Source organism: Chryseobacterium taiwanense, assembly GCF_000813825.1.
GTDB classification, from domain to species: Bacteria; Bacteroidota; Bacteroidia; order Flavobacteriales; family Weeksellaceae; genus Chryseobacterium; species Chryseobacterium taiwanense.
On sequence record NZ_JWTA01000010.1, the window covers coordinates 124,498 to 136,078 of the forward strand.

Consider the following 11,581-nt stretch of genomic DNA (forward strand, 5'->3'; position numbering starts at 1 on the left):
GGTAAAATATTAATTTTTAGTCTCCTTACAGATTTTCAAAATATTTCTGATACCACAATTCAAAGGAGACAAGTTGCCAGATTTTAACGCAATCATAAACATCGTTCTGATTTTGCCACCATTCATCGATAATATGAGCATTGAAAAAATTTCTTTTTTTAAGGCTTGATAAATTATCTTCAATAAAATTCCTTACCTTATTTTCGTTTGTAATGAAATCATGCAGAGGAAATGAAAAACCTCTTTTCGGCATCTTTAAAATCTCTTCCGGAAGATATTTTTCAGCAACTTTTCTTAATAAGGGTTTATTCTGAACACCATTATATCTAATAATTTCAGGTAGGGAAGACACAAAATCAATCAATTCGTTGCTTAAATACGGATAACGGAATTCAACTCCATATTTCATCGCACTTAAATCATCTCTGAAAACATGATGTGACGAAAGCGAGTATTTCATATCGTATTCAAAATAGCCCTTATAATCTCTAGTTTCTTGTAAATGATATTGCTGAAGATCTGAATTAATATTTTGAAAAACGGCAGTTGTAAAAACCGATTTTGCTTCAGCTGGTTTCATTCCCACCTGACTTTGCCTAAAGAAATCAAACATGCTATCCTGAGAAAAATAATTTTTGACTTTTTTTGAAAACTGATCCTGTGTAACAATAAAATTCCTTACAAAATTGAAATTCCTAAGAAAAAGCCATTTATTCAGTTTTAAAGAATGAGAATAGCCTGCAAAAAGTTCATCGGCTCCATTTCCGCTCAGAACAACTTTAAACCCTAAGTTTCTCGCATATTCTGCTGCATTGGTCAACACCTCTAGACTGCTGTAAGGTTCTTCAAAATGCTGAATATTTTCCTTCAACTCTGCTAAAACTTCTTCATCACTCACATTTTTTATATGATGTGGAATTTCAAGAGTATTCGCCACTAAAGACGCATTTTTCACCTCTTCTTCAGAAAATTTATAGGAAATGGTAAAAGCATTAATATCTTCTTTAAAAGGTTTTGATTTGGCAGTAATCAAAGTAGAATCAATTCCTCCACTCATCATGCTTGCAACGGGAACATCAGCATGAAGCTGTTCAGAAACACTTTCAGCAAGTAAATGATCTATTTTTTCTACAGTATCCTGTTCTGAAATCGTTGAATTTGATTGTAAAGAGAGCTCCCAGAATTTTTCTTTAAAAATTTTCTGCGTCTTAAGATCAATACTCATCAAAGAACCGGGTTCCAGTGAAAAAATATGCTGAAAACAGGTTTCTGGAGCCAAGGTTGTCTGAAAAAGAAAATTGGTATAAACTCCGTTCCAGTTGATCTCAGGTTTTACAAATTCATTTTTCAGGATTGCTTTGATCTCTGAAGCCCAAATCAATCCGTTTTCATTTGTACTGTAAAATAAAGGCTTTAGTCCTACTCTATCTCTGCCAAGAATAATTTTTTTCTGCTCCAGATCCACAATACAAATTGCAAACATCCCGTCAAGCTTTACAAACATAGAAGTTCCCCATTCTATATAAGACTTAAGAATCACTTCTGTATCAGACTGACTTTGAAAATGATATCCTAAAGTTTCAAGCTCTTTTCTGAGTTTTTTAAAATTATAAATTTCTCCGTTGAAAGTAATGACAATTTTTTCATTTTCAGAAAGCATCGGTTGATGCCCTTTTTCAGAAAGGTCGAGAATGGAAAGTCTTCTGAAACCCAAAGCAATTTTTGAATATTCTTCCTGTAAAACCGGAAATTCTTTTTTGATCTTTTCTGTAGAATCATTTCCTGAAAAATTTTGGCTTTCAGAACCGTCAGAAATCCAGAATCCTTCATCATCGGGACCGCGATGTCTGATCGACTGATTCATCTCTGCAATATTCTTAGATGAAATATTTTTATGAAATGAATAATAACCGCAAATTCCGCACATACTTCTGATTTTGTTGGGTAAAAATAAGCAAAACGCCTGATTTTCTAAAAAGTAAAGAGTAATTTACTTCTTCTTCAATTTTTCTCTGGCCAAACGGATATCTTCTTTAGTAATCAAATAATCCTGTATTTTAAAATCTGTGGAACGGTAAAATTTCAGGAAAAGTAATAAAGCCGAGACTGAATAGGATAAAGTCGTCACAATACAAGCTCCTAAAATACCATATTTCGGGATTAGTAAGAAAGAAAAAGCAACGGTAATGACCAAACCGACAATTGATTTTACATTCAGAATTCTCAGTTCTTTTATCCCTGAAAAATAATAGCCTATCATATCACTGATCGCAATAGCCAGAATTCCCGGAGATAAAAGCAACATAATTTCTTTTGTTCCTCTGAATGCCCTTCCGAAAATCATTTCATATACCGAACCAGGAATGATAATAATTCCGAGTAAAAAGATCAGCATTAAAAGAAATGAAAGCTTCAATGAAGATTTTGTTTTAAGAATTGATTCTTCTCTGCTTTTGCTGTTAACAACATCTGAGTATAAAACCACAGCAATACTTCTTGTGATCGTCCAGATCGCTTCTGAAAAGGTAATTCCTATTGAAAAAACGCCTACACTTCCAATGCCTTCAAAATGTTCAAGAAAATAAAAGGAGAGCCTATAATTCAAGAATTGCACAAAAGCACTGAGCTGGGTCTTCCATCCATACTCAAACATACTTTTAAACACTTTTTTGGATAAAGAGACTTCTGAGATCTTACATTTTCTGATTACCTGAATGAAACTTGTAAAAAATAAAAATGCAAGACAGCAAATCTGTGCTACAAAATAGGCCGAAACGTCTTTAAAATCTAAAATAAAGATAAAAACTCCTATAAAAAGTATATGCACAAGCTGTTGTAAAACAGTATAGATATTAAACAATCTGATATTTCTGGTTCCAATAAAGAGATTGACATTTACAGATAAAAGCGCAGAAAAAACTGAAATCCCGATCAAATGTATCAAATAATCCGCCTGAATATCTGCAAAGCTAAATATAACAGGAATTAAGATTCCCATAATGACCGACCAGATATAGGAGTACACTAAAATCTGTTCGGTCTTAAATTTTGAAGCAAAATAAGAGGTACTGCTTCCTGCAAAAATACTACTGAAAAAGCTTACAATCGCTGCATTAGCAATCACAATCGAAATCGTTCCTTTTCCTTCACTTCCCCACATATTCGTAGAAAAGATCACCAATCCAAAGCTGAGGATCAGGATCAGAAAACGTGAAACAAAAGTTTTGACAACAGTGAGTTGCATGGTAATTATTTAATAGATTTTTTTACAAAATCAGCGAAGAAATTCCGGATGACCTTCCAATTGTATTTTTCTTCAAATTCTTTTCGGGCATTGACTGCAAGAGCATTATAATGTTCCGGATTCCGGATGTAATTTACAATTAAATCGGAAATAATTTCTGCATTTTGCGGATCAATAAGCTTTCCAAATGCTGAAACATCCATATGTTCACGAATTCCTTTTAGATTTGAATAAATTACAGGTTTTCCGGCTCCTATATAATAGAACAATTTTATCGGTAACGAGTGGTTATTTTCAAAATTGAGTTCACGAAGATCAAAACAGAGATCTGCATCGGCGAAAGTTTCTGTAAAATATTCAAATGAAGTAGGCTTCCGAATCTCAATATGTTTAAAATTATATTCAGAAAGCAGATTTTTAAAATACTTCTCATCGCTTTCTTTTCTTGCGGCTCCAACAATCAGTACTTTTATGATTGTTTCCGGTACTTTTTTCTTCAGGGAATCTACTACCCTAAAAAAATTACCTATTCCTTTATCTTGTGATAATACTCCTGTATAGCAAAGTGTTATTTCGTTTGGAGTAAGTCTTTTAATATTGGAAACAACATATTTTTCATCCGGATAATAAGGAAGAATCATGCTTTTCTTAAATGGAAAAAAATAAGCTAAAGGAAATTTCTTCGTGCTTTCACCAAAAATAAAATGGGTACTTAAGAAACCCGCATATAACTGAACCAGGAAAAACTTTACGGCATGAATTATTTTTACAGGATATGGATAAGCTTCCAGCATTGACATTGCAGGATACCATTCGGTGATATCATAAACAACACTTACTTTTTTCTCTTTCTGATATTTTTTTGCTGCAAAAACAGCGATAGGTTCTGAGCAGATAATGCAATCAGGCTGAAATGAATGACAGATCTTTTTAAAAGTTTCAACTTTTTCCTGTACTGATTTTTCTAGGATAGAATATGATTCTATCTGAATTCCGTCTACATTTCCCTGCATATCCGATGAAAGGCTGCTTATTTTAACTTCAAATCCTTCCTCAGCAAGCGTTTTTGCCTGATGAAAAAAAATCCTGTCATCATTGAAATGATGGGCAGTTGTTAAAAAAAGTACTTTTTGCATCCGGAATATATTCTGCTAAGAAAATTTCCTCAGAAGTTTCAGTATACAGGAAACCTCGGAGGAAATTCAGATATCTTTTAAAAATTATTTTATAGAAGCTGCCCAGCTTTTTTCAAGCGGCAACAAAAAGTGACTTAAAAAATCAAGATAGGTATTTTTAGAAAAGTCAAACACCTCAATATCTTTAGAGATTTCGTTGTTTCTCAATTTTGATTTAAAATCCACCAGTTTCAACGTTTTCACCTCTCCATTTTCAACAAAACTAGCTTTCATTCTGTCGAATAAGCCCAATTGATATTCTTCATCAATTTCTCTCATAATTTTCCCTAGCGCGTCAATACTACATCCGGAAGCCATTTCTTGTTCTTCGTCTACACAGATAATAATAAACTGGTTTTTCTCAATTTTAAAAGAGGAAGAAAGCGGTTTTCCGTGTGCTGCCCAAGTCGCTAAAAAGTCGTACAATTTCTCTGTAATCGTTTTAGCTTCTTTGGTTGTAAATGGTCTTGATGCAGGATATATGATAACTCTGTAGTCGTTGGTTTCTACAATATTAGATTCGTCAATTTTCATTTCCAATAAATTTAAAAAGTAAAATTACGCAATTTTCCTGAGTTGAAAACCATCGTATTTTTTACTTGCCGCATAACACAGCATTAAAAAAAGCATCAGGACATAGCCAAAGAAAAATCTGCTTTCTGCCGAAGCCGGAAAAAACATGAATTTTAAATAAATATTGCCAAAAATAAATACTGAAAACATTCTTACCCAAAGATCTTTTGAAAAATAATAAATCAATCCAATGATCATAAATGCAGCTAAAGAGATCTTCTTAAAACTTATTAATTTAATGAAAAGAAAATGTAGATAGTAGCTGAAGGTGAAATCAGCCGCTTGAGCTGAAATCAAGGGTCTTCGGTCTATAAATGTATCATAAAAGACATCTTTCCATCCCGGAAAATGATAATACTTAATAATAAACAGATATACAGCCGAAAATAAGACACCCTGTAATATATAAATAAAATTTATTTTCCTGTTTTCCGACAACCAGGTAAACCCAAACGATGTTGCCGAGTAGGTAAGCGCAAAAATAATGTAGTCCGGGCGAATCAATATAAGGCATACAATCACTAAAAACATTTGCCAATTTCCCCATTTTCTAAATAATCCGATCATGAATATAAGAAGAAAAAGAAGGGAAAACATATCCGGAACAGGCGTATTAGACAAAGCTCGTATAGGGGGCAATATCAGTATTCCCACGGTAAGTAAAACAGATAAAATATTTTTTCTGGGAAAAAGTATATTGAAAAGGTAGAAAAGAATTAATCCTGATAAAAAGTAAGAGACAATACTTACCAGCAGAACGGAATGTGGCGGGGAAAAGCCTAGCTTATAGAAAAACAGAACTGCAAAGTTGTATCCTATTTTTATTTGATAATAGGGCAATTGCTCTGAAAAAGCCTGTGTATCTTGCTTAAAAAATTGTACGGCTTTACTTGGCTGAACCAGCCCGGAAATATCTTTGAACTGAGAGGGAGAGGCTTCTTTTTTGATGGAAGTATAGGTGTACTGATGTACTTTCTCTGGAGATGTAGAAAATTCTCTTTGAAAGAGACATCCCAGATAACCAGGCATATCCCAGTCGTAAACTCGGTTTTTATAACTCCAACAACTTAGGAGAAAAACCAATAGTAAAGTAATTAGGAAAGAAATTTTCCATTGCGAATCTCTATCCTTCTTTCCTAAAAACTTCACCTGAATTGTATTAATTAAAGATCTTCAGCTTCTGCCAGAAGTTCTACAATATCTTTTACAGCAACTTCTTCATTCTTATTGAAGTGCTTTACTCCGTCTGTCATCATCGTATTACAGAATGGACAGCCTGTAGCGATCACTTTTGGCTCAAATGACAACGCTTCTTCCGTTCTTTCTATATTGATGTCTTTGTTACCTTTTTCAGGCTCTTTAAACATCTGTGCACCTCCTGCTCCACAACATAATCCGTTGGTTTTACAACGCTTCATTTCTACAAGCTCGGCATCCAATTTTTCCAGAAGCATTCTTGGTGCTTCATATTCATCATTGGCTCTTCCTAAGTAACAAGGATCATGGAAAGTGATCTTCTTCCCTTTGAAAGCACCTCCTTCAATCTTCAGACGTCCTTCCTGCATTAATGTTTTAAGGAACTGTGTATGGTGTACCACTTCAAAATTCCCTCCTAAACTTGGATATTCATTTTTCAGGGTATTGAAACAGTGTGGACAAGCCGTTACGATTTTCTTTACTTCATATGCATTCAGAACTTCAATGTTCGTTAATGCCATCATCTGAAAAACAAACTCATTTCCGGCACGTTTTGCAGGATCACCAGTACAGCTTTCCTCTTGTCCTAAAACAGCAAACTCCACTCCTATTTTATTAAGGATCTTACAGAATGCTTTTGTTATTTTTTTGGCTCTGTCATCAAAACTTCCGGCACATCCTACCCAGAAAAGAACTTCCGGAGATTTGCCTTCCATTGCGTATTCGGCCATTGTTTTTATCGTGAAATCCATAGTAGTTTTCAATTTTATCAATATAACAGTGCAACAGTTTACGAATGATTGTTACATCGTTACATTTTTACATTGTTAAATTAATTAATCATTTGCCCAATTCAGACGGTCTGCCTGATTATACTGCCATGGAGCAGCATTGTTTTCAACATTCGTCATCATCAGATTTAATTCCTGAGGTGCGGCAGACTGCTCCATCACCAAGAATCTTCTCATTTCAAAAATAATTGAAAGCGGGTCTAATAACACCGGACAAGCATCTGTACACGCATTACATGTCGTACAAGCCCAAAGCTCTTCTTTGGTAATATAATCGTTCAACAATTTTTTACCGTCATCTACAAAGCTTCCATTCTTATCGATATTTTTTCCCACTTCTTCCAGACGGTCTCTGGTTTTCATTAAAATTAATCTCGGAGATAGTTTTTTACCTGTAATATTCGCAGGACAAACTGAGGTACAACGACCACATTCTGTACAAGAATAGGCATTTAATAGCTGAACCTGATTCAAATCAAAAATATCTTCTGCCCCGAATTTTGAAGGAACTTCTGCTTCTCCTTCAGCCGGCGCTGCGTAAGGATCTGCATTGGGATCCATCATTAATTTAATTTCTTTTGTAACAGACTCCAGATTGTTGAATTTTCCTTTTTTCTCCAGATTCGCATACCAAGTACTTGGGAAAGCCAAAATAATATGTAAATGCTTAGAATAATAAAGGTAATTCATAAAGAATAAGATTCCCACAAAGTGAAACCACCATGCTGCTTTTTCTGTGAAGAATAAGAACCCGTCACCAAAGTTGTTTAAGATAGGTCCTAGAATGGTAGAACTGATTGGAAAACTTCCGTGTTCAGGAAGTAATCCTCTTTGCTGAAGAACCCAATCTGAAGCATTCATTTTGAAGAAAGCCATCATTAAAGCAAACTCGATAATCAAAATCCAGTTCGCATCATGTTTTGGCCATCCGAAAAGTTCTTTCATCGTTAATCTTTTCACTCCGTAAAAATTTCTACGGATAAAGAATACAACGACTCCAATTACTACCAAAAGTGCTAAAACTTCTAAAGTAGCAGTGAAGAAATTATAAAAACCATGTCCGAATATTGAAGATAGAAATCGATGTGTTCCGAATATTCCGTCAACAACAATTTCAATAAGTTCAATATTAATAATAATAAAACCGACATATACGAAAAGGTGTAAAATACCTGCTACAGGTCTTTTTACCATTTTACTCTGTCCCATAGCCACACGCGCCATGGTTTCCCAACGTTCTCCTTTTCTGTCGTTTCTATTGATTTCTCTTCCTAATCTGATGTTTCTATATATCTTTTGCAGACTTTTCGCAAACAGCCCGAAACCTGCAACTAATAAAATCAGAAAAATAATATTATCGATATATTGCATGGCTTAAGTTTTAGTTTTTATTATTCTTTCCGAACACTGAGAAATTGATATATCTCTTCGGATTTGCTTTCATATCTTCTATTAAAGCATTCAGGTTGGTAGAAGCAGAATTCAGATTATTATACAACTGCTCGTCTTTCATCAGTTTACCTAAACTTCCTTGCCCTTTGTCAATTCCACCAATTACCTGATTTAGTTGCCCAACTGTAGCATCTAAATTTGCGATAGTAACATTCAACTTTTTAGTATCGATGCTTTCTGCAAGATTTCCGTATTTATCCAAAGTCGTTTTACCGCTTTGCATCGTAACGCTTGCATCATCCAATACTTTTTGAAGCTTCGGATCATTGTGACCTACCAAATTATTTACACTTCCTGCAGTCGTTTGTAATGCTCCAACTGTTTTATTAAGATTTGATAATAACGCTCTGATTTCAGCTCTGTTTTGGTCGTCAACAATTTTATTGGCATTTGACATTAAAGAATCAACTCTGTATAAAACAGTTTGCAGCTGATCTTTTACCGGTCCGACCTGAGAAGAAAGACTTCCCATCATTCCCAGCTTGAAAGCTCCTTGTAATGTATCTCCGTCTTTTGCCGTTGCTCCACCATACACCAAGTTAACTCTCATTTCTTTTCCGGACATTAAACCCGGTTCGAAAATTTCTAATGTAGAATTTTTTGAGAATTCGAAACTATTATCAACAGTAATTTTAACAACGAATGTAATTTGTCCTGTTTTTGATGTTTGGGGAATGATTTTAACGACCTGTCCTACCTTCAAACCATTGATAGAAACAGGAGAAGATTGCGCTAATCCTTCTACATTATCATATTTTGCGTAAAATATATTATCGGTAGTAAAAAGGCTTCTGCCTTTCATAAATTGAAATAATACGACAAAGCCTACGATAGCTAAAAGCGCGATGACACCTGCTTTTAATTCTTTACTGAACTTCACTTGCTAATTTTTTCTAATGAGCAAATATACTACATTTTAAATTAATGTTTTCGTTTATTGCTCTGCTTTAAATACAAAAAAAGACGACAATAATTGCCGTCTTTATATTTCTATTTAGGAGTTTATTTTATTGTTGAGCTCCTACTTTATTCCAGATTTCAATTCTATAATCTTCGATATCTGCATTGTCTTGCAAGCTCTTCATCCAAGCCTGACCAAACATACCACCATTTCTCTGAGTTATAGACTCTGTAAACTGCTTAAGATCTCCAGGTTGTTTGTTTACGGTTTCGTTCTTTTTAACTAAAACATAAACTCCAGTTCCACCTTCAATTGGGTTAGAAACTTTACCTTTCGCTACTCCAAATGCAGCTCCCGCTACTTTAGGTTCCATAGCTCCTGCTACTGAAGGACTTAAAAGGTTTACCTGAGCAGACTGTTTTGTAGTTCCGAATTGCTTCGCAATCTGATCTAAATTACCAGCTTTACCGATTTTCTCAGCAATTTGTTTTGCAGCCAATTTATTTTTAACGATAACTTCTATCTGATCTCTTACCGCTTCTGGATCAGCAAGACCTTTTTCTTGTTTTCCGTTTAGGTAAACAACAATTTTATCCCCTGTTCCGTCTACTGTAAAGAATTCAGTATCTCCTTTTTCTCTTTTCTTATCGAAAGCCCAGGCTAAGATATCTCCATCTTTATCTGTACCTAACCCTTGAAGCTGACCATCAAATCTTTTTGCTTGTTTTGGATTAGAGAATTGATAGTTTCCTTTTTTAGCAATATTCACGAAATCATTGAAAGATTTCCCTTGTACTTGCTGAATAAATCTCCTTGCTTTTTTATCTGTTTCTGCTTCTGTAGCATCAGATGGCTTCACTGATTTTACTAAATGAGCCACTTTATAACCCATTGCTCCAGATTTTTTATCATCCACACTGATAATATGATAACCGAAAGATGTTTCAGCTAAACCGATATCTCCTTTTTTATGAGATGCTAAAAAGCTTAAATATCCTGGAGCAAACGGAGAAGATGGTGTTGTCCAACCTACGCTTCCACCTCTTTCAGCAGCTCCCGGCTCGTCAGATTGAGCCAAATTAGCTTTAAACTTAGCAGGATCTGCTTTTACTTCTGCCATAATTTTATCTGCAAGAGCTTTAGCTTCTTCTTTAGTTCTTGTTGCTGTAGATCTTTCTGCTCCTTTATAAGCGATCAAAATATGACTAGATGATGTAGAGTCTGAAGCTTTTTTATCTAAAAGTTTAGAAGCTACATATACGTTTTGCTCTTTATAAGGACCAAAAGTTTGTCCGATAGCAGCAGTAGCAATTTGTCCTTGCAATGCTTGTGGCAATTGGTTTGCTGCTACATATTGATCGTTGAAAGGCATATCAGAATTTGCCATTACAAACATAGAATCATTCTTTGTATTCTGGAAGTTTTCAGTTCCTCCACTTGCATCAGTTCCTACTGAAAACAGTTTTGTCATTTCTTTCTGCACTGCCGCATCATCTGCTGTACTTGGCTGCGAAGGGAAATATACAACTCCAATATTTCTGCTAGGTTCAGCTTTAAACATCACAGGGTGTTGTTTAATATAGTTAGCTAAATCTTCAGTACTTACGTTAATTTTAGTTTTTTGAAGGTAAGCTGCATAATCAACTTTTACAAAATCTATATCTGCAAGCTGATCTCTCTGCTTCATCAATTCTTCAGCTTCTTTTTTCCCTGTAGTAATTCCTGCAGAGATGTTTGCGAAGACCTGTCTAGCCATTAGTCTATATTCAATTGATTTTCTTGTTTTCAACCATTGATTATAGCCTTCAGGACTCATGTTTTTCATGTCCTCTATCTGTTTTTTAAGCTCCTGAGTCTTAAAATTACCTTTCTCATCAAAGAATTGTTGATTTTGAGCAAACATTTGATCGTATTGAAGTTGATTCCAGAAATAATCTTCTGTCATTTCAAATCCTAATTTTTCAAATTGCTGCTTGATCAGTTTTGACTGAACCAACAATTGCCAAGCCTGCTCCTCAAGACCATTTTTTGGTTGACCTTGTTGCTCTGCTTGCTGCTGTAATACAAAAAGCTGGTCGCTAAACTCTTCACGAGTAATTTTTTCACCATTTACTTTTCCTAAAACATCAGGATTTTTACCAAACACCTTATCAATACTGTCCGGGTTTACCAAGAACGCCAAAAGCGCCAATGCAATTACTCCCATCAAAAGCCAAGGTCTACTCCTAATCTGTCCTAAAATTGCCAT

At 34.7% G+C, this 11,581-nt stretch carries 9 protein-coding genes; all 9 read right to left on the bottom strand.

Features of this window, described 5'->3' with window-relative positions; genetic code table 11:
- Positions 1–25: 25 nt before the first annotated feature.
- The 9 genes from asnB to RM51_RS12820 all read right to left on the bottom strand — a co-directional run bounded on the left by asnB (position 26) and on the right by RM51_RS12820 (position 11,581).
- Positions 26–1,927 carry an asparagine synthase (glutamine-hydrolyzing) gene (asnB, locus tag RM51_RS19150; RefSeq protein ID WP_052248501.1) on the bottom strand — a complete coding sequence of 634 codons (1,902 nt, stop codon included), beginning with the start codon at positions 1,925–1,927 and terminating at the stop codon, positions 26–28.
- Between the two features lie 63 nt (positions 1,928–1,990).
- Entirely contained in the window at positions 1,991–3,244 is a 1,254-nt protein-coding gene (locus RM51_RS12785; RefSeq protein WP_039370076.1) for an MATE family efflux transporter, read from the bottom strand.
- Positions 3,245–3,249: 5 nt separating this feature from the next.
- The gene (locus RM51_RS12790) at positions 3,250–4,380 is read right to left on the bottom strand and encodes a glycosyltransferase (protein WP_039370079.1); all 1,131 of its coding nucleotides are present in this window, start codon (positions 4,378–4,380) and stop codon (positions 3,250–3,252) included.
- Between the two features lie 84 nt (positions 4,381–4,464).
- Positions 4,465–4,953: a hypothetical protein gene (locus RM51_RS12795; RefSeq protein ID WP_039370080.1), complete on the bottom strand. Its 489-nt coding sequence runs from the start codon at positions 4,951–4,953 to the stop codon at positions 4,465–4,467.
- Positions 4,954–4,977: 24 nt separating this feature from the next.
- On the bottom strand, positions 4,978–6,141 hold the full coding sequence (locus RM51_RS12800) for a hypothetical protein (RefSeq protein WP_131667078.1): 1,164 nt from the start codon (positions 6,139–6,141) through the stop codon (positions 4,978–4,980).
- A 14-nt stretch (positions 6,142–6,155) separates the two neighbouring features.
- Positions 6,156–6,941 (bottom strand): (Fe-S)-binding protein, encoded by a 786-nt coding sequence (locus tag RM51_RS12805; protein ID WP_039370087.1) that lies wholly within the window; start codon positions 6,939–6,941, stop codon positions 6,156–6,158.
- A gap of 84 nt (positions 6,942–7,025) precedes the next feature.
- Complete coding sequence (locus RM51_RS12810; protein WP_039370090.1) at positions 7,026–8,351, bottom strand: 4Fe-4S dicluster domain-containing protein; 1,326 nt, start codon at positions 8,349–8,351, stop codon at positions 7,026–7,028.
- Positions 8,352–8,361: 10 nt separating this feature from the next.
- The gene (locus tag RM51_RS12815) at positions 8,362–9,312 is read right to left on the bottom strand and encodes an MlaD family protein (RefSeq protein WP_039370092.1); all 951 of its coding nucleotides are present in this window, start codon (positions 9,310–9,312) and stop codon (positions 8,362–8,364) included.
- A 127-nt stretch (positions 9,313–9,439) separates the two neighbouring features.
- Positions 9,440–11,581: a peptidylprolyl isomerase gene (locus tag RM51_RS12820; RefSeq protein ID WP_039370095.1), complete on the bottom strand. Its 2,142-nt coding sequence runs from the start codon at positions 11,579–11,581 to the stop codon at positions 9,440–9,442.

Coding starts and splice junctions, on each gene's coding strand:
- RM51_RS12785 (WP_039370076.1), bottom strand. CDS start 3,244: ATGCAACTCACTGTTGTCAAAACTTTTGTTTCACGTTTTCTGATCCTG.
- RM51_RS12820 (WP_039370095.1), bottom strand. CDS start 11,581: ATGGCAATTTTAGGACAGATTAGGAGTAGACCTTGGCTTTTGATGGGA.
- RM51_RS12790 (WP_039370079.1), bottom strand. CDS start 4,380: ATGCAAAAAGTACTTTTTTTAACAACTGCCCATCATTTCAATGATGAC.
- RM51_RS12795 (WP_039370080.1), bottom strand. CDS start 4,953: ATGAAAATTGACGAATCTAATATTGTAGAAACCAACGACTACAGAGTT.
- RM51_RS12805 (WP_039370087.1), bottom strand. CDS start 6,941: ATGGATTTCACGATAAAAACAATGGCCGAATACGCAATGGAAGGCAAA.
- asnB (WP_052248501.1), bottom strand. CDS start 1,927: ATGTGCGGAATTTGCGGTTATTATTCATTTCATAAAAATATTTCATCT.
- RM51_RS12810 (WP_039370090.1), bottom strand. CDS start 8,351: ATGCAATATATCGATAATATTATTTTTCTGATTTTATTAGTTGCAGGT.